Raw genomic sequence first — 18,560 nt, forward strand, 5'->3', positions numbered from 1 at the left:
GGAGGTTTTTTGCATGGCCGATCAAGCCGTATGAGGCTCGACTTTGCGCCTGCGGAACCAGCGGGCGCTGGCCAGACGGTCGATCTCGACAAAGATCACCGGTGTGATGAACAGTGTCAGCACCTGACTGAGCAGAAGACCGCCCACCACTGCCACGCCAAGAGGCTGGCGCAGTTCTGATCCCTGGCCACTGCCAAGGGCAACAGGAACAGCTGCAAGAAGCGCGCAGAATGTCGTCATCATGATCGGACGGAAGCGGCGAATGGCAGCCTGATGGATTGCTTCTTCCGGCGCATGGTTTTCATCACGTTTCAGAAACAGCGCCACGTCGACCATCATGATTGCGTTCTTTTTGACGATGCCGATCAGCATCAGCAACCCGATCAATGCAATGATCGACAGGTCGAAACCGGACAACTGCAGCGTGATCAGCGCACCGAAGGCTGCTGAAGGCAGGCCGGAGAGAATGGTCAGCGGGTGCGCAAAGCTTTCATAGAGAACGCCGAGCACGATATAGATCGTCGCAACGGCGGCGAGGATCAGCAGACCCATATTGCCGGTCGACTGGGCGAAGATCTGTGCAGCACCCGACGGTTGTGCCGATACGGAAGCTGGCATGCCGATTTCGGTGCGTAGCGCCGTCACACGGTCGGTGGCGGTGCCGAGCGATACACCTGCGGGCAGGTTGAAGGACAGTGTAACCGAGGCGAGCTGTCCAGACTGGTTGACGGTTACCGGCCCGTTGGTTCGCTTGATTGTGGCAAAGCTGGCGAGCGGAACCAGAGTGCCCGACGATGAGGGCACACGCAGCGCGCCAAGCTGGGTTTCATCCCACTGACGGCTCTGATCGAGTTCCAGAATGACGTCATAGCTGTTGCCGGTCGTCTGGATTTGCGAAACCGTCAGCGTTCCATAGGCCGCCTCCAGCGTACTGCGGATGGCTTGCGAGCTGATGCCGAGGCTTCCGGCTTTGTCCCTGTCAATGTCGATACTGGCTTGCAGCGCGTTGTTTTGCAGGTCGGATGCCACATCGACAAAGGTTTGCGGCTCGGCCTTCATGGTATCGGCCAGTTTCACCGACCAGGATCGGGCTTCATCGGCATCGAGCGATTGCAGCACAATCTGATACTGGCTCTGGGTGCTGCGTCCACCAAAGCGCAGATTCTGCACCGGCGTTATATAGGCGGTGATGCCGGGAAGGGCGGCGAGGGATTTGCGTAGTGTGCTCAGGGTCTGGTCTAGCGGCGGGCGCTGGTCGCGCGCCTTGAGCTGTACAAGAAGTGAACCTGTATTGAAGGTTGAACCGCCGGGGCCGCTGCCGAGCGAAGCTGTGACATGCTGAACGGCGGCGTTATCGGAAACAATGGAAGCTGCCTGCTGTTGCAGGGTGCGCATTGCCTGATAGGAGATATCTTGCCGCGCCTGTGTGGAGATGGTGAGAAGGCCGATATCTTCCTGCGGAAAGAAGCTACGCGGCAGGGTTGTGAACGACCAGATCGAGCCGAGGAAACTGAGGCCAAAAACCAGCAGAACCAGCGCGCGATGCTTGAGGCACCAGCCGACAGCGCGTCCATAGGCTTCGGTGACCTGATCGAACAGGCGGGCGATTCGACCGGGTTTGACTTCCTTGTGTGGCAGGCGCGCGGCCAACATTGGCGTTACGGTCAGTGAGACGAGGGCCGAGGAAAGGATGGCGAGTGTCACCACCATGCCGAATTCGTTCAATACACGCCCGACGATGCCGCCCATCAGAAGAATGGGCAGGAACACCGCCACCAGCGATAGCGACATGGAGATGATCGTGCCGATCACTTCCTGGCTGCCCTTGATGGCAGCTTCAAAGGGGGGCATCCCCTGTTCTGTATAGCGCACGATATTTTCGAGCATCACGATGGCATCGTCCACCACGAGGCCGACCGCCAGTGTGAGCGCCAGAAGCGAAATATTGTCGATGGAAAAGCCGAACGCATACATGGCGGCAAATGTCGCGACCAGTGAGAGCGGCACGGCAAGGCCCGGGATCATCGTCGTCCAGAATTGGCCGAGAAACAGAAAGATAACCAGAACGACGAGTGCAATCGTGATGCCCAGCGTCTTTTGAACATCGGCCACCGCATCGCGGATCGACCGGGATACATCGTTGACGACAGAAATATGCATCTGTGCGGGCAGGGCCGCTTCGATCTCCGGCAGCTTGGCCTTGATGGCGTCGACAACGGCAACCGTGTTCGAACCCGGCTGCCGTTGAACGGCAAGCGCGATGGACTGTTTGCCATCGAGCCAGCTACCCTGATTGACGTTTTCCACGCTGTCGAGAACCGTGGCGACATCCGATAGCCGCACCACGCGGTTACCGCTGCCTGACACGATAAGGCTTTTGAACTCGTCGGCATTTGTGCGTTGGGTTTTGGCATTGACGGTGAGGGCCTGCGATCCGTTCTGCAATGTGCCGACAGGTGTCTGGCTGTTTGCGGCGGCGATGGTATCGCCGAGGCCCGACAAGGAGAGATTGCGACTGTCGAGCTTGTCGGGATCGACCTCGACGCGCACGGCATAGGTTTTGGAGCCATAGACCTGCGCCTGCGCCACACCCGAAATGGTGGAAAGCGCTGGCGATATGATGTTCTGCGCAATGTCGTCCATCTGCGTCAGACGCGCCCCATCGCCCGTGAGCGCCAGAATGATGACCGGCGCATCGGCGGGATTGGCCTTGCGATAGCTGGGCGGTGTGGTCAGATTGTCGGGCAATTGACGCTGGGCACGGGTAATCGCCGCCTGCACATCTGCCGCAGCCGCGTCAATATTGCGGGACAAGTTGAATTGCAGCGTGATCGACGTGTTGCCGAGCGATGAGGTGGCGCTGATCGTATCAATACCCGCAATCGTCTCGAATTGCTTGATGAGCGGGGTTGCGACAGACGATGCCATCGTGTCTGGCGACGCGCCCGCCAGCTGCGCGGATACGTTGATGGTTGGAAAATCCGCTTCCGGCAGGGCCGCGACGGGAAGCTGAATATAGGCCGCAATGCCGCCGATCAATCCGCCAATGACAAGGAGGATCGTTGCAACCGGGCGTCGAATGAAGACTTCGGAAATGTTCATCGGCTTGATGCCTTGATTCAGTTGGAAGAGACTTTTGTCTCTGCATCTTTGCTGGTCAGTTTCACCTTGCTGCCATTGGCAAGCGAGGCCTGACCTTCCGTCACCACTTTTTCACCAGGTTGCAGACCAGCACTCAGACCGGCCATGCCATTGGCGCGGAGCGCGACCGTGACGGGGCGCACCTCGATGCTGTTGTCCGTCTTCACGACATAGCTGATGGAACCATTTTCCTGCGGCTGTACGGCAACGCCGGGCACAAGCACCAGATTGTCTGCTTGTCCGGCTTCCACCAGCACACGCAGCGACTGTCCCGGCCAGAAATTGCCGGATTGATTGTCCAGCGTGGCGCGCAGACGGACGGTGCCGCTCGCGGCATCAATGGTGTTGTCGAGGAAGCTGACAGGACCGCTTTCCGAAATATCCCTGCCGTCAGCTGATACGGCAGAAGCGGTGGCTTTCAGCGTGCCAGTGGTAAGTGTTTCGCGGATAAGCGCGATATCCGTCTCGGGCAGCGTGAAATCCGCATAAATGGGCTTCATCTGCGTAATGGTCGCGACTGGTGAACCGGCGGAGAGATAAGCGCCAACAGAGACGAGCACCACGCCAAGCTGACCGTCGAAAGGCGCTATAATCCTGGTGTTGTCGAGGGTCACCTGATCGGCGGCCAGCTGAGCCTGATCGACCTGCAACTGGGCCTCCGCCACTTTGAGGGCGGCCAGTGCATCATCGCCAGCCTGAGACGTGCTCACGCCTTTGGTGACGAGGTCTTGCATCCGCTTCAGCAGGATTTGCGCATTGTTCAGCGTGGCCTGCGATTTGGCGACGGAGGCCTGATCCTTCACAACGGTGGCGCGGATAGCGCGGTCATCGAGTTGGGCGATCAGATCGCCCTTCTTGACGATGGCTCCGTCTTTGACGTTGAGAATGGCCACATTACCCGGCTCGGGACTGTTGACCGCCGTAGAGGCAACGGCGACAACCGTGCCGATGGTGCTGCGCTGGATCGGCAGCGAACCAGCAGTTGCAACAGCCACCTTGACGGCGTGCTCGGCACTGGCCGAGCGGCTGCCACCTTTCCGACTATCTGTCTGAACTGTGTTCGGAGCGCTGGCGCCGTTCTGTTTCGTGGCATGTTGCCAGCCGACATAAGCGGCACCTGCAACCAATAAAATCGGGACACCCCAAACTACCCAACGCTTCACTCAAGGCTCCTGTCAACGAAGGGATACGCCGCAAAACCGGCTATCCGAACGCTAGCACAAAGCAGCCGCGCGGCAATTAAATTGATTGAGAGCGACAGTTGTTCAGTTCGTGATAATTAGCGCAATCACCATTTGCGGGCTGACTGTGCGACAACCGGCCCGCGAACTGATGATCCATTATTTGAGGATGCCGAGAATATCGCGCACGACTTCCGCCTGTAGCGGGCGTTGTTTTTCGATATTGAAATGGCCAACTTCCTTCACACCGGAGAAATCGCGATTGTCCAGCCTGCCCTTGAAGCGAGGGCCGGGCACCAGCGGCAACCCCCAGCCATGCTGCGAAAAATAGAAATTCACGACGCGACGAATGTTCCCGGGCAGAGGATCAGGTGCGGTTGCGGCGAAGGACGCCATATAATCCACGCGAATGCCGCGTTTTTCCAGAACTTCGGCGATGGAAATAATGGCATTGGCGCCCAGTGAGTGACCGACGAGGATAACCGGCTGTGGGCCGTATTTCTGCCGGTCAGAGATGATCCGGTTGGCGACAAGACGCCACGCGGCGTTGCCCTCGACATGGGCATCGACGCCAGCTGCTTGCAAATCGGCACCGATTTCGTCAATGCCGGTGGAAAAAATATTGGCAAAGCCGCGCAGGAGATAAACGTCAGGTCGTCCGGCGTTTCCCTGTTTGTCGTTCGCGTTGGGAGACGGCGCGGCGGTCTTGGCGGACTTGGCAAGTGCTGCGACCGGCATCGCAGCCATGAGAAGGCTAGAAGCTAGCCCGGAGGCCAGCAGAGAGCGGCGGCTTATGAAATACTTCGCCGAATTGCCTGATTTTTTCGTCATGTAAATTTACCAAGGTTATGGCCAAGGTTTCGGAATGACACGTCCGGTGCGCTTGGCATATTCGTCATATGAAGCGCCGAAAGCCTTTCGCATCATCGCTTCTTCATGGCCTACGCGGTAAAAATAGAGAATGCCGACGCCAACAATGCCCGCCAGACCGGCGAACCAGTTGGGGAGCAGGCAAAACTGCGCTATCGCCCAAAGCCAGAACGATAAATACATCGGATGACGGACATATTTATAGAGCCCGTCCGTCACGAGTTTGTGTTCCCTGCGGATCTCCAGTGAGACGGACCAGTTTTTGCCGAGCTGGCGATGGCTTGCATAGAACAGCCAGAGAAAGGCGAGTTCGACCACAAGGCCGATCCAGCCGAGCCATGGCTGAAAGGTATAATCCGCAGCAGCCGGAAAACCCGTTGCGACATAGATGATCGGGATGAGTGACAGGCCCACGCTTGCCGCGCCCAGCGCGGCTCGATCCGGCAGCGTCTTGGCGTTGGTCGTGACCTTGATCTTGCGGGCGCGACGCTGATGCGGCACCCGGATGACCACCCAGGCGACGAGACCAATTGCCCAGACGATCATTGCCAGAGTGGGCGTCATTCGGAAGCTACCTTTTCTGGCGACAAGCCGCCCACAATATGGTCGCTCACACGCTCGGACAAATAGTGCGGACCGCAGCAGACCTGAAAGAAATCATACCAATAAGGCTTCGTATTGCCGAATACATATTGATAATGCACGCGAAAAAGGTTGCGCTTCACCCGCTTGTAGGTCTCGGCCTGCAGCATATCCTTAATGCGGACCTGACGCACGAAGGGAAACCTTCGGCCTTCGGCCCGCTTGAGCTTCATTTCCGCCACGGGGTCGGTCTTGTAGAAATTGATGGCGTCGGTCAGGCACTGGATTTCAGCCCATTCGAGCTTACCATCATCGGTAAGCCTTTGCACGCCTTCACGAAATGTCGTGGCAGCGGGATGATATCCGGCCTTGAGCGCGGTGGAGCCAAGCGTCAGAATGGTCACTTTCGGCGCGCGGCCTGAAAATGCGCCGTCGACGGCCAAACAGCGGGCGGCGACATCCAGCATCAGCATGCCGCCGGTGCTGTGGCCGATCAGGATGACCTCGTCATATTGGCCTGCGCCGACGCGCTGGACAATGCCTTCTGCAAAGCGCTGCATCAGCGCTTCGGCATCCGGTCGTCTGCCGCGAAAGAAGTTTAGCGAGAACGACCAGAGATCCATCAGATGGTTGGTGGACCAGCGTTTGCCAAGCACCATCAAAGCGACCGAGAATACGACAAGCCCGATGAACCAGCTGATTGCGCCCAGCCAATGCACCGTCAGGCGGGCAGCAGCCAGTCCCAGAAGCGCGAACAAAACGACCGCGAGGAAAGGATAGAGGAAATAAAGCCCGAAGCGCCATGCTTTGGAGAAGAAATGGAAGGCGGTGCCGGAAAAGACGAAGTCGGCAAAGGCGCGCAGATATTTGCCAAGCCGCACGGGCAGGGGCCGGGCGAAATCTGCCAGTACGATAGAGTCGAGGGCGAGGAAATGAAAGTCGGTCGTTGTCGACCAATCTTCGCGTGCCGCACGGGTTTCGATAGTCGCAAGCCCGATCTCATGATCAGGTGTCTCATCAACTGTGGAGACCGTCGACTGGTAGCCCCAGAGCGTGTCGAAACGGGAAATTTCCTTACGCAGCCGCTTGAAAAACGCGTCCGGCGTTTTTGGATCATACCCGCCAATGAAGAATACGGCACGCCGCTGGACCGACTGATTCATACGAAAAGCGTAATTTGCATCTTAGGCATTGTCGAGATCAAACCGCGCTATGTTTTCGTGAAATTCTCTGTTGCTTTTTTGTGCAATCCTACTTCTTGAGGGAGTAAACGTTTTGGATCCATTTCAGGAAATTATTATAGTAGATTTGTCTTAGAAGTTTTTTGAAACAATTGGATAGTGGGTTTTCTTAAGTTGTAACATTGAAGCATAGGTTTTGGGCTGCCGTGTAACGGCCACTTTGCAACGAACGAAAACGTGATATGGCGAAGGCAGGGCGATCCGGGGAGGACGCTGTCAGTCACGCATTTGGTTGCAAGTTCTGGATCGCATAGTATGAGCCGCACTATTCTCTGCCTGGGCGCTTTGACGCTCGACACAATCCTTCGTCTTGACGCTTTGCCGGAACAGGCCGGGAAATATCTGCCCAGTGAAGCGGTGCAGATCGCTGCCGGAATGGCCTCAAGTGCCGCAGCTGCAATTGCTCGTCTCGGCGGGGATGTGGCGCTTTGGGCTTCGACGGGCGATGATGCCACCGGGGAACGCGTGATTGCGGAACTGCGGGCGGAAGGGATCGACTGCACTCATATTCGCAGGCTTGCTGGCGCACGCACCGCTTTTTCTTCGATTCTGGTCGATCCGTCGGGCGAGCGTGTCATCGTTCCATTCTACGATCCGCAACTGGGCAGCCCGGCTTCAATCGTGCCGCCTGTCGAGGCGGGTGCGTTTGCGGCGGTTATGGCCGATGTCCGTTGGGCTTGGGCCGCCGAAACTGGTCTTAAGGCTGCGCGTCGCGCCGGTATTCCGGCGATTCTCGATGCCGATACGGCCCCGGTCGAACTCCTTGAGCGGCTGTTGCCACTTGCAACGCATATCGTTGCTTCCGAACCCGCCGCCATCAGCCTGACTGGCACGACAGATTTGAGCGAATGCGTCGAGATACTGGCCAGCCGGTATGATGTTTTCACCGCGGTAACCGCCGGTGCGAACGGATGCTACTGGACGGAGCGGGCCGGGCATTCGGTGCAGCATGTCGCCGGTTTCAGCGTCAAGGCTGTCGATACGCTCGCTGCGGGCGATGTTTTCCACGGCGCCTTCGCGCTTGGCCTCGTCGAAGGCGGGTCTATGCACGACATTATCCGTTTTGCCAATGCCGCCGCCGCCATCAAATGCGCACGCTTTGGCGGACGCTCCGGTTCGCCAAGCCGTGCGGAGGTCCTGGCGTTTATGGAGAGCGGACTGCTTCCAGCCTAGGACACAAATCCCCCAGATTTTGCATAAATGCACAGTGATCCCGAATTGACTATTTACTAACATGTTAGTATGTGCCAACTTACAGTTCAATCTTGGGAGGAGACGGCTTTGCCGCAAAATCATTCTGGGCAGGAGCGCTTCGGGCTCTCTGCAGCGCTTACGACGCCATTCGATGCTGATGGCAAAATCGATGTCAGCCGTGCACTCAAGCATGCGCGTGCGCGCCTCGATAATGGCTGTTCCAGCGTCACTTTGTTTGGCACCACCGGCGAAGGTTCGTCGATTGCCGATGCGGAACGTGCAGCTCTTCTTGATGCGTTCATCGCGCAGGGCTTTCCGGCATCCAAAATCGTTGTCGGTGTGATGGAAAATTCGGTTGCTGATGCTGTGCTTCAGGCTGGCGATGCACTGCGTCGTGGCTGCAAGGCCATTCTTCTGGCGCCGCCTTCCTATTTCAAGAATCTCTCCGACGATGGTCTCTTCAACTGGTTCTCCGCCGTGTTGAAAGGTCTTGGTTCGGATGCGCGCGATATCATCCTTTACAACATCCCGTCGGTGACGGCGGTTGAACTGTCCGTCGATCTGATTGGTCGTCTGCGCGATGCTTTTGGCGCGGTTATCTCTGGCGTGAAGGATTCGTCGGGCAATTGGACTTACACCGAGAAGCTTCTGGCCGCGCATAAGGACATTGCTATCCTCATCGGTGACGAGCGTGATCTCGCCGCTGGCGTCCGTCTGGGCGGGCAGGGTGCGATTTCCGGCATGGCCAATCTGTTCCCGGACCGTCTTCTGCGCATGGTCAATGATGGTCAGGACGATGCCGAACTGGTCGATGCCGTACGCAAGCTGCTCAACTATCCGGTAACGCCTGCGGTGAAGGCGCTGGTGGCGCGTCATACTGGCGATATGGAATGGCGTCATGTCCGCGCGCCGCTGGTTGCGCTGAATGATGCGGATTTCGATGCAATTGGCAGTGTATTTGACGGATTGCATATGGCAAAGGCTGCCTGAGCCGGGCATAAGCGATGCAGACATGCTGCGGAAAGTGGGAGACGTTTCCGCAGCATAACCAAAGCGGTTGGGAGAGGACGAAGCCTTGGCGGAAGATCAGAACGAGCCGGTGAAGTTGCGGGACAAGGCCTATCAGAGCTTTACCCAGCATTTGCTGGCGCGTGATTTTCATCCGGGCCAGTTCGTCTCGCAGCGTCAGCTCGTGACCATGACAGGTCTGCCGCTTGGCGCGATCCGTGAATTGATCCCCCGTCTTGAGGCGGAAGGTTTGATCAAGACCGTACCACAGCGCGGGCTTCAGATTGCCCATATCGATCTCAATCTCATCCGCGAGGCTTTCCAGTTTCGCTTGTTCATCGAGAAAGAGTCGGTTGCGATTTTCTGCCAGTCGGCTTCCGACGAATTGCTGCGCTCGCTGCGTGCCGAGCATGAAGACACGCTGAACCGGGCCATGAGCGAAGGCGAGACGCCGGAGCTTGAGGAGCAGGCGCAGAATATCGACTGGAGCTTGCACGACACCATTGTCGCCTCGCTCGACAATGAAATCATCTGGCGCGCTTACCAGACGAATACGATCAAGATGCGCCTGATCAATCAGGAACGTTTCCGGATTACCGGGCGCGTCATCCCGGTCATGCAGGAACATCTCGCGGTTCTCTCGGCGATTGAAACCCGCGACCCGCAAATTGCCATGGATGCCATTGCCGTTCACATCAACAATGCACGGACGCTGGCATTGCACATTTAGCTAGAGCATTTCCAGCAAAAGTGCGTAGCGGTTTTGCGTAGGATAATCTGTAAAAACAAATAGATAGAGCGGTTCCACGATTTCGTTTTAACCAGAACCGCTCTAAATGAAATCAGGAGCTTGGCAAGAGGAGTTGCCAGGTTTGGAACATAGGGGAGGAGAAGCATGAAACTATTTCATCCAACACGTCGCCAGTTTCTGGCGGGTTCTGCGGCAATCGCCGCATCGGGCGTGACAGGCATCAGCCCGTCTTTCGCCGCTTCCACGGTTGACTGGAAGAAATATGCGGGCACCACGCTCGAGGTGAACCTCATCAAGAGCCCGCGCGGCGAAATCCTTCAGAAGCATCAGAAGGAATTCGAAGAGCTGACGGGCATCAAGGTTCATTCCGAACAGATGCCGGAACAGCAGCAGCGCCAGAAGGCGGTCATTGAGCTGACCTCCGGTCGCCCGAGCTTCGACGTCATTCATATCAGCTATCACGTTCAGAAGCGTCAGTTCGAAAAGGGCGGCTGGCTTGCCGATCTTAATCCGTTCCTGAAAGACCCGACGCTGACCGACGCCTCGCTGACTGAAAGCGATTTCGCCAGTGCTGGTCTGACCTTCGCCAAGGATGCCAATGGTCGCTTCGGCGCACTGCCGTTCTCGGTCGATTACTGGATCATCTACTGGAACAAGGATCTGTTCGCCGCCAAGGGCATCGAATATCCGAAGACCTTCGAAGAGCTGGTCAAGGCCGCCGAGGCGCTGACCGATCCGTCTTCGAATACCTACGGCTTTGTGGCCCGCGGCATGAAGAACGCCAATGTTCCGGTCTGGACAAGCTTGATGCTCGGCTATGGCCAGAGCGCGGTCGATGCCGACGGCAATCTGAAGACGGATTCGGCAGAAGCCATCGAAGCCGCCAAGCTCTATCAGCGCCTGATGACCAAAGCTGCACCTCCCGGTGTTGCCGGTTTCAACTGGGCGGAATGCCAGTCGAGCTTCCTTCAGGGCAAGGTCGGCATGTGGCTTGACGGTATCGGCTTTGCGCCGCCGCTCGAAGATCCGAACAAGTCGCGCGTTGTCGGCAAGGTCGGCTATGGCGTTATTCCGGCTGGACCGAAGGCCCAGGCTGCACCGACGACCGGCGACGGTATCGGCGTGACCGAAGCGTCGACCAAGAAGGAAGCCGCTTATCTTTACTGCCAGTGGGCCATTTCGAAGGAAATGGGCGCACGTCTGCTGCAGACGGGTTCAGGCGTTCCGTTCCGCAAGTCGATCATCGACGATGCGGAAGTGCGCAAGGCCGTGACCATGCCGGAAGGCTGGGTCGAAGCCCTGTCGAAATCTGCACCGATCAGCCAGCTCTGCCTGCCGGTCATCGTTCCTGTCACGGAATTCCGCGACATTATGGGCGTTGGCCTCACCAATCTTCTGAATGGTGCCGAAGCGGAAGCTGAAATGAAGCGCGCGACGGAAGAATTCCGTCCGGTCCTCGCACGGAGCGAAGGGAAATGACATCTGCCGCCCCGACAGGAGCAACAAAGAGCATGAATGGGGAGGCCGCCACAAAGGCGGCTTCCAAAACCAAAGCTAATGGCAAGTCTGGCAAAAGCCATCTGAAACCAAGCTATTGGCCGTTTGTGCTTCCCGCCTTGATCATCGTCGGGGCGGTGATCGTTTTCCCTTGGCTTTTCACTCTCTGGATGAGCGCCAATCAATGGCAGCTCGGCGGTGGCATCAGCTTTGTCGGCTTCGACAATTATATTCGTCTGGCAGGCGATGCCCGCTTCTGGGACTCCATGTGGCACACGGCTGTCTATACGGTCCTGTCCGTGGTGGCGCCGATGGTGCTCGGTACGATTGCCGCTCTCATCTTCGACAGCAAGCTGCCGATGCGCGGACTGTTGCGCGGCATCTTCGTCATGCCGATGATGGCGACACCGGTTGCTGTCGCGCTGGTCTGGACGATGATGTATCACCCGCAGCTCGGTGTGTTGAACTATGTCCTGTCGCTGGTCGGCATCGGCCCGCAGGAATGGATTTTCAACCAGAATACGGTCATCCCGTCGCTGGTCGCTGTCGAGACATGGCAATGGACGCCGCTGGTCATGCTGATCGTGCTCGGTGGCCTCGCCTCCATGCCGCGCGATCCTTTTGAAAGCGCTGAAATCGACGGCGCGAATGGCTGGCAGAAATTCCGTTACATCACGCTTCCGATGATCCTGCCTTTCATCATGGTGGCCGTCATCATCCGCTCGATCGACGCGCTGAAAAGCTTCGATATCATCTTTGCGATGACGCAGGGCGGCCCGGGCACGGCATCGGAAACCATCAACATCTATCTCTATAACGTGGCGTTTTCCTATTACGACATCGGATATGCTTCGGCGATTGCCGTGGTGTTCTTCATCGTCATTATCGTCATGTCCATGATCCTGCTGGCCTTGCGTCAGCGGACCAAATGGAACGCTTGAGGACCGGCTAATGGCACGCAAGTCAATTCTGTCGAAGCTCGGCACTGCGCTTCTTGTTTTCATCATCGTTTCGCCGGCGCTTTTCTTCTTCATCTGGATGCTGTCGCTTTCGCTCAAATACGAAATCGACAATGGCGCTTATCCGCCGATCCTGATCCCGGAACGTTTCGCCTGGTCGAACTACACGCAGATTTTCGAAGCCAATGATTTTCTGCTGTATTTCTGGAACAGCCTTCTGGTGACCGGCATGGCGACGCTGCTCGCCCTTCTGGTCGGTGTTCCGGCGGGTTACGGCATTGCCCGGCTTCGGGCGCATAAATCGGCGATTGTCATCATGATCGCCCGTATGACACCGGGTCTGTCCTATCTGATCCCGCTGTTCCTTCTGTTCCAGACGTTGGGTCTGTTGGGCACGCTCTGGCCGCAGATCATCATCCATCTGGTCGTCACCGTACCTATCGTGATCTGGATCATGATCGGCTATTTCGAAACGACTCCGATGGAACTGGAAGAGGCGGCGATAATCGACGGCGCGTCCTCGTTGCAGGTGTTTCTCAAGGTGGCGCTGCCCATTGCCAAGCCCGGCATTGTGGTTTCGCTTATCCTTGCGGTGATCTTCTCGTGGAACAATTTCGTGTTCGGGATCGTGCTCGCAAGCCGCGAAACGCGCACGCTGCCGGTCGCCGTCTACAACATGCTTTCCTTCGAACAGGTAAGCTGGGGGCCGCTTGCTGCCGCAGCACTTGTGGTCACTCTGCCTGTTCTGTTGCTTACCGTCTTCGCACAGCGCCAGATCGTTGCAGGTCTGACCGCAGGCGCCGTCAAATAAGAGTTGAGGTTCAAGATGGCATCTGTATCCATCCGTAATGCAGTCAAGAAATATGGCAATGTCGGCGTTCTGCACGGCGTGTCGGTCAGCATTGAAGACGGCGAGTTCGTCGTGCTCGTTGGCCCTTCCGGCTGCGGAAAGTCTACGCTTCTGCGCATGATCGCAGGACTTGAGGAAATCAGCGACGGCGAAATCGCTATCGGTCCGCGCGTGGTCAACGACCTGCGCGCCAAGGAACGCGATATCGCCATGGTATTCCAGAACTATGCGCTTTATCCGCATATGACGGTCGCCGACAATATGGGCTTCGCGCTCATGCTCAAGAACGCGCCGAAGGACGAGCGTGAAAACCGTGTTGCTCGCGCGGCCGAAATTCTCGGTCTCAACAAGCTGCTCGACCGGTTTCCGCGCCAGCTTTCCGGCGGTCAACGCCAGCGTGTCGCGATGGGCCGCGCCATTGTGCGCGATCCGCAAGTCTTCCTGTTCGACGAACCGCTTTCCAACCTCGATGCCAAGCTGCGCGTGCAGATGCGCGGCGAAATCAAGGGGCTGCATCAGCGCCTGAAGACCACGACCATCTATGTGACCCACGACCAGATCGAAGCCATGACCATGGCCGACAAGATCGTGGTTATGCGCGATGGTCTGGTGGAGCAGATCGGCGCGCCGCTCGATCTTTATGATCGTCCGGCCAATATGTTTGTTGCGGGCTTCATCGGCTCGCCGTCGATGAACTTCATCAACGGCAAGATTGAAGAAGGTTCGTTTGTGGCCGATGGCGGCTTCCGTCTGTCGCTGCCGCAAGGTGATTATGCAAGCCTGTCCGGCAAAGCCGTCTATGGCGTGCGCCCCGAATATATGAAGATCGCTGAAGGTGGCGTTCCGGTTACGGCTGAAATCGTGGAGCCGACGGGTTCGGAAATCATGGTCATGGGCAAGCTCGGCACGCAGCCGATCACCTGCCTGTTCCGTGAGCGCCTGACTGTGCGTCCGGGCGACGTGCTGCCGATTGCCATTGATCCAGCGACAAGCCACATCTTCGAACCGGAAAAGGGGATGCGCGTCAGCGCCTGACCCTCACGGTAAGGATTATCTCAAAGAGCGGTTTTGGCAGCTGTGTCGAAACCGCTCTTTGTTTTTGTTCGGGCATTTTTCTGGTATTTCCTTTTAACGCCGAATTACACTAACACTTTCTCTGAAATTCAGGAATGTGGAGGGCTTTATGCAGCCAATCTGGGCCGTAGGTCTGATGACCGGCACCGTTCTCGATGGAAATATCGACGTCGCGCTTTTGAAAACCGATGGCGAAACGGTCGATATATTCGGTACTTACGCGCTGAAGCCTTATCCGGATGGTATTCTCGCTCTTTTGCAGCAAGCACAGGCCGAAGCGCGGGTCTGGAATTTCGAAGGCCCGGAACCAGCGATTTTTGCCGAAGCGGAAGATGCCCTGACCCGGGCGCAGTCAGCTGCGGTACGCGAGCTGGTGGAAGAAAGCGGTCTGATCATGACCGATATCGGCGTTGTCGGCTTTCATGGCCAGACGGTGCTGCACCGTGCCCCGCAGCAAGGGCGGCTGGGCGATACGCGCCAGCTTGGCGACGGCGCGCTGATGAGCGAGCTGCTTGGCACCAAGGTCGTCTATGATTTTCGAACCGCCGACATTCGCGCTGGCGGGCAGGGTGCACCGCTGGCTGCAATCTATCATGCGGCTCTGCTGCGCAGCGCCGATGCCAGTGGCGATACGGGCATTCTCAATCTCGGCGGTGTCGGCAATATTACCTGGTGGGATGGCGACGATACGCTGGTCGCATTCGATACCGGCCCGGCCAATGCGCCGATCAATGATTTCATGAAGGCGCGTGGTCTGGGCGAGATGGATCGCGACGGGGCACTGGCGGCTCGCGGCCATGTGGATGAAGCGCGTCTCGCCAAGCTGCTTGAGCATCCCTATATGACTGCGCCTTTTCCAAAATCGCTCGACCGGTTTGATTTTACCGCCGCTATGGCTGACGGCCTCAGCGACGAGGATGGCGCGGCGACACTCACCGCCTTCACGACGTCGGCCGTGGCCAAGGCGCTCGACATTCTGCCACATCGACCGAAGCGGTTGGCCGTGTCCGGTGGCGGGCGTCATAACCCGACGATGATGCGAATGCTGGTCGAGCGCGCGGGTGTCGAGCTTGTGCCGGTTGAGACCTTGGGCTGGCGTGGTGATGCCGTCGAGGCGGAGTGCTTTGCATTTCTCGCCGTGCGCGCATTGCGCGGCCTGCCGATCAGCTTTCCAAGCACAACGGGCGTCCCGACGCCGATGACCGGCGGAACGATCGCAGGCTGAAAAGTTTGGAAAGGGAAATCTGGATAGCAAAACGCCCGCAGCAATTTGGGAAGAGGAGAAGTTGCTGCGGGCGGATTGGTAAAGCGCGATTGGGAGGAGGAGTATCACGCTTCAGGTTCGGTTTTTGGGAGGAGGAGTAAAACCGAACAACTGCAAAATAGAGCCATGGGCTGATCGGCACAATGACCGATCCTGCAATCGAGATATGCGTATTTTGCAAGGCCCTAAAACTAAACCGCCCCAGCCGCGAATAAACGCGCTAGGGCGGTGAATCTCCGCCAAAGCCCCCAATGGCGAGACGCACGACTAATAGCACGAGTCGCGCCCGGGTAAACGTTGTCAAGAGCCATCCATGACAGAAAGACGCGCACTATGTCAAAACGGCAACAATGTGGCGGCGTTCAGTGCAGCTTTTCTGCGTCAAGTCTGGGGAGCGTGGCCAACACCTCTGGCAGGTCCCGCACTTCACATGCAGCGCTGAAATACCAACCCTGCAAATGATCGCATTTCATGTCACTCAAAAGGTTGATTTGTTCGATGGTCTCGACGCCTTCGGCGGTGACAGTCTTTCCAAGACTATGGGCGATCTGAATGACGCCGCGCACGATAGCGCGGTCTTCCGGCGAAGCGGCGATATTGGCAACGAAGCTGCGGTCGATCTTCAGGCGGTCTATCGGCAGGCGGCGCAAATGCGTCAGTGAGGCAAAGCCCGTTCCAAAATCGTCGAGGGCAACTTCTACGCCCGCCATATGAAGCCGTTTGAGACCCTGTTCCACACGTTTCTGCGCCAGGCCGAGCAACATGCCTTCTGTCATCTCTGCGCTGAACCTCTCAGGCCCAATCCCGGTTTCGGCGCATAGTTCAAAGAAGCGGTCGAGAAAGATGTCCGAGCGGAAATCGGAATTGGTCAGGTTCATTGCAATGCGATGCAAAGGCGCTTCAGCTTTGTGCAACGATTGAACATCGGCAAAAATCCGCTCCAGCATGAACATGCCGAGTGCTGCGCGGATGGCCGGGTCTTCAAAGCCCTCTCCGAAATAGGCTGGCGTCAGCAGTCCCCGTTCGGGATGACGCCAGCGCATCAGTGCTTCCAGCGAAAACGCTTGCCCGGAAATGAGCGGGATGATCGGCTGATAATGCAGCTCGAATTCGCCGTGCTCCAGCCCGCCTTCGATTTCTTCATAAAGTGCCGACTTGCGCCGGGCGACTTCGCGCAGCTGCGGCTGGAAAACCTCAACACGATCGCGTCCCAGTGCCTTGGCCTTATAGAGCGCCAAATCTGCTGCCTTGAACAGATTGCCGACATCCTTGCCGTCGCGCGGAAATCTGGCAATGCCAAGGCTGGAGCATATGCGCCGCGGCGTCGAGCCGATCACCATGGGCTGGCGAATGGCCTCCAGAATTTCTTCAAACAGCATGTCGGCTTCATAATCCGTCGCGCCGACGAGGATGAGGCTGAATTCATCGCCGCCCATGCGTGACATGAACAGCTGGCTATCTTCGAACGAATGCAGACGCTTGCCAATATTCTGCAGCAGAACATCACCCGCGTGATGGCCGAATGTGTCGTTGACCTCCTTGAAGGAGTCCACATCAAGTAGCGCCAGATGAAATATGCCATTGGAGCGCTCGTGGTCCTGCACCTGCATCTCCAGAAATTCCTGGAAACGGCGGCGGTTCGGCAGTCCGGTCAGCGGGTCGAGATTGGCAAGCTGGTCTAGATGTTCCTTGCTGGTCCGCAAGGCGCTTTCAAGCTCCTTGCGCGCTGAAATATCGAACCGGATGGCGGTATAGCTATCCACTTTGCCGGCAGGCGACAGATGCGGAACGATGGTCGTATCCACCCAGTAACGCGAGCCGTCCTTGCGTCGGTTGCAGATCTCGCCGTGCCAGATCTTGCCATGGGCAATATCGCGATACATGTCGCGAAAGAAGTCCTTGTTATGAATACCCGAATGCAGAATGCGGTGGTTTGCGCCGATCAGCTCGCGCGCCGTATAACCGCTGATCTCGCAGAACTTGCGATTGACATAGGTGATGGTGCCGCGAACATCGGTGTGGGCGACAATGGCCGCGCTGTCGAGCGCATAGCGAATGAAGTCGTCTTCAAGATCGGGTTGCAAGGGCTTTTGCAACTTCCGCGCAATCTCTTCAACAGCGTCGGTAAAGGACGATGCTTGCTGTTCCAGCGCGTGCTTCTTTTCCGGCGCCGTTCTTTTTTCGGTCATGCGGTATGTCTCAGCATGGGGGATGTTGCTGCTTAATCATATCAAATTAAGTCCATACTTTCCAGAATAGAGTATTATTTATTTAAAAACATATAAACTTATGAAGAATTTGAAATTACATAACTATCCTTGTTATATTTAAATTGAGTTTCAACCTACGGTAATCAATTGTATTTCTAGGTTGCATCTATGTATGGTTGTTTAATTGAGCGCTGTTGTGCGGTGACTATTTCCGCAAACGTTCGGCAATGCGGGCTCTGTTGATTACCATCGCTTCGTCGGAAGGCTCCCAATCGCAGCACCATTCCGGCGGGATGTCGATCAGTAATTCATTGGTTGCCGTGAACTGGGGTGCGTAACCTCTGGCCTGCATTTCGGCCACGAGAGAGGCTTGACGCTTCGCCAGATAGCCAAGTCGCGTATAGAAAAACCGGACGTGGCCGGTTCCAAGTGTGTAGGCACGGGGATTTCTGCGGTCTGCGGGTGTCTCGCCGCGCAGGATTGCGGCTTTCACAAGGGCGAAAACACGCGGTAATTCCCGGTATTCCGCAACGAGATGCGGCCCGGTCAGCTCCGATGGAGGAATGCAGTTAATGCGTGTCAATTCTCAAAATCCCGCTCGCCCTGAGATTGAATTGACAATCGAATAGGCGAAGTCGGCCTGATGCTCAAGCTAATTTAGCCAGTAATAAGATTAATGGGGCGGGCAATAAGCTCTTGAGAACAAATGGAAATGGCGGCAAAGCTGCCGCCATTCGA

Annotated in this window: 15 protein-coding genes; 8 read left to right on the forward strand and 7 right to left on the reverse strand. The window is 57.0% G+C overall.

Translation table 11 applies throughout. The annotated features are described in order from the left end of the window. Positions 1 to 21: 21 nt before the first annotated feature. From ACTJKP_RS12530 to ACTJKP_RS12550, 5 genes are all read right to left on the reverse strand, one after another. A complete protein-coding gene (locus ACTJKP_RS12530; protein WP_440630888.1) occupies positions 22 to 3,102 on the reverse strand; it encodes an efflux RND transporter permease subunit in 3,081 nt (1,026 codons plus the stop codon). Between the two features lie 17 nt (positions 3,103 to 3,119). Then, positions 3,120 to 4,106 carry an efflux RND transporter periplasmic adaptor subunit gene (locus tag ACTJKP_RS12535; RefSeq protein WP_440630978.1) on the reverse strand — a complete coding sequence of 329 codons (987 nt, stop codon included), beginning with the start codon at positions 4,104 to 4,106 and terminating at the stop codon, positions 3,120 to 3,122. A 375-nt stretch (positions 4,107 to 4,481) separates the two neighbouring features. After that, a complete protein-coding gene (locus ACTJKP_RS12540; RefSeq protein WP_440630979.1) occupies positions 4,482 to 5,117 on the reverse strand; it encodes a thioesterase domain-containing protein in 636 nt (211 codons plus the stop codon). Positions 5,118 to 5,168: 51 nt separating this feature from the next. Next, positions 5,169 to 5,756 carry a protein-S-isoprenylcysteine O-methyltransferase gene (locus ACTJKP_RS12545; RefSeq protein WP_440630889.1) on the reverse strand — a complete coding sequence of 196 codons (588 nt, stop codon included), beginning with the start codon at positions 5,754 to 5,756 and terminating at the stop codon, positions 5,169 to 5,171. Beyond that, positions 5,753 to 6,937: a lipase gene (locus ACTJKP_RS12550; protein ID WP_440630890.1), complete on the reverse strand. Its 1,185-nt coding sequence runs from the start codon at positions 6,935 to 6,937 to the stop codon at positions 5,753 to 5,755. The genes ACTJKP_RS12545 and ACTJKP_RS12550 overlap by 4 nt, the downstream gene beginning before the upstream one ends. 333 nt (positions 6,938 to 7,270) lie before the next feature. On the opposite strand from ACTJKP_RS12550, the gene ACTJKP_RS12555 reads away from it, so the two are divergent. From ACTJKP_RS12555 to ACTJKP_RS12590, 8 genes are all read left to right on the forward strand, one after another. Then, positions 7,271 to 8,188: a PfkB family carbohydrate kinase gene (locus ACTJKP_RS12555; protein ID WP_440630891.1), complete on the forward strand. Its 918-nt coding sequence runs from the start codon at positions 7,271 to 7,273 to the stop codon at positions 8,186 to 8,188. Positions 8,189 to 8,296: 108 nt separating this feature from the next. Continuing rightward, complete coding sequence (locus ACTJKP_RS12560; RefSeq protein WP_440630892.1) at positions 8,297 to 9,199, forward strand: dihydrodipicolinate synthase family protein; 903 nt, start codon at positions 8,297 to 8,299, stop codon at positions 9,197 to 9,199. An 85-nt stretch (positions 9,200 to 9,284) separates the two neighbouring features. Then, positions 9,285 to 9,947, forward strand: coding sequence for a GntR family transcriptional regulator (locus tag ACTJKP_RS12565; protein WP_078339251.1), 663 nt, complete (start codon positions 9,285 to 9,287; stop codon positions 9,945 to 9,947). Between the two features lie 165 nt (positions 9,948 to 10,112). Next, entirely contained in the window at positions 10,113 to 11,447 is a 1,335-nt protein-coding gene (locus ACTJKP_RS12570; RefSeq protein ID WP_440630893.1) for an ABC transporter substrate-binding protein, read from the forward strand. Then, positions 11,444 to 12,406 carry a carbohydrate ABC transporter permease gene (locus ACTJKP_RS12575; protein ID WP_440630894.1) on the forward strand — a complete coding sequence of 321 codons (963 nt, stop codon included), beginning with the start codon at positions 11,444 to 11,446 and terminating at the stop codon, positions 12,404 to 12,406. The genes ACTJKP_RS12570 and ACTJKP_RS12575 overlap by 4 nt, the downstream gene beginning before the upstream one ends. A gap of 10 nt (positions 12,407 to 12,416) precedes the next feature. Next, a complete protein-coding gene (locus ACTJKP_RS12580) occupies positions 12,417 to 13,235 on the forward strand; it encodes a carbohydrate ABC transporter permease (protein ID WP_113533863.1) in 819 nt (272 codons plus the stop codon). A 15-nt stretch (positions 13,236 to 13,250) separates the two neighbouring features. Next, complete coding sequence (locus ACTJKP_RS12585) at positions 13,251 to 14,309, forward strand: ABC transporter ATP-binding protein (protein ID WP_440630895.1); 1,059 nt, start codon at positions 13,251 to 13,253, stop codon at positions 14,307 to 14,309. A gap of 148 nt (positions 14,310 to 14,457) precedes the next feature. Next, a complete protein-coding gene (locus tag ACTJKP_RS12590; protein ID WP_440630896.1) occupies positions 14,458 to 15,573 on the forward strand; it encodes an anhydro-N-acetylmuramic acid kinase in 1,116 nt (371 codons plus the stop codon). Positions 15,574 to 15,974: 401 nt separating this feature from the next. Here ACTJKP_RS12590 and ACTJKP_RS12595 read toward each other — a convergent pair whose 3' ends face one another. Continuing rightward, complete coding sequence (locus ACTJKP_RS12595) at positions 15,975 to 17,801, reverse strand: putative bifunctional diguanylate cyclase/phosphodiesterase (RefSeq protein WP_440630897.1); 1,827 nt, start codon at positions 17,799 to 17,801, stop codon at positions 15,975 to 15,977. Positions 17,802 to 18,027: 226 nt separating this feature from the next. Further along, entirely contained in the window at positions 18,028 to 18,405 is a 378-nt protein-coding gene (locus ACTJKP_RS12600; RefSeq protein WP_078339176.1) for a pyrimidine dimer DNA glycosylase/endonuclease V, read from the reverse strand. Positions 18,406 to 18,560 lie beyond the last annotated feature (155 nt).

Source organism: Brucella sp. 22210 (assembly GCF_052045675.1).
Taxonomy (GTDB): domain Bacteria; phylum Pseudomonadota; class Alphaproteobacteria; order Rhizobiales; family Rhizobiaceae; genus Brucella.

Coding starts and splice junctions, on each gene's coding strand:
- ACTJKP_RS12550 (WP_440630890.1), bottom strand. CDS start 6,937: ATGAATCAGTCGGTCCAGCGGCGTGCCGTATTCTTCATTGGCGGGTAT.
- ACTJKP_RS12575 (WP_440630894.1), top strand. CDS start 11,444: ATGACATCTGCCGCCCCGACAGGAGCAACAAAGAGCATGAATGGGGAG.
- ACTJKP_RS12585 (WP_440630895.1), top strand. CDS start 13,251: ATGGCATCTGTATCCATCCGTAATGCAGTCAAGAAATATGGCAATGTC.
- ACTJKP_RS12590 (WP_440630896.1), top strand. CDS start 14,458: ATGCAGCCAATCTGGGCCGTAGGTCTGATGACCGGCACCGTTCTCGAT.
- ACTJKP_RS12595 (WP_440630897.1), bottom strand. CDS start 17,801: ATGACCGAAAAAAGAACGGCGCCGGAAAAGAAGCACGCGCTGGAACAG.
- ACTJKP_RS12530 (WP_440630888.1), bottom strand. CDS start 3,102: ATGAACATTTCCGAAGTCTTCATTCGACGCCCGGTTGCAACGATCCTC.
- ACTJKP_RS12545 (WP_440630889.1), bottom strand. CDS start 5,756: ATGACGCCCACTCTGGCAATGATCGTCTGGGCAATTGGTCTCGTCGCC.
- ACTJKP_RS12555 (WP_440630891.1), top strand. CDS start 7,271: ATGAGCCGCACTATTCTCTGCCTGGGCGCTTTGACGCTCGACACAATC.
- ACTJKP_RS12570 (WP_440630893.1), top strand. CDS start 10,113: ATGAAACTATTTCATCCAACACGTCGCCAGTTTCTGGCGGGTTCTGCG.
- ACTJKP_RS12580 (WP_113533863.1), top strand. CDS start 12,417: ATGGCACGCAAGTCAATTCTGTCGAAGCTCGGCACTGCGCTTCTTGTT.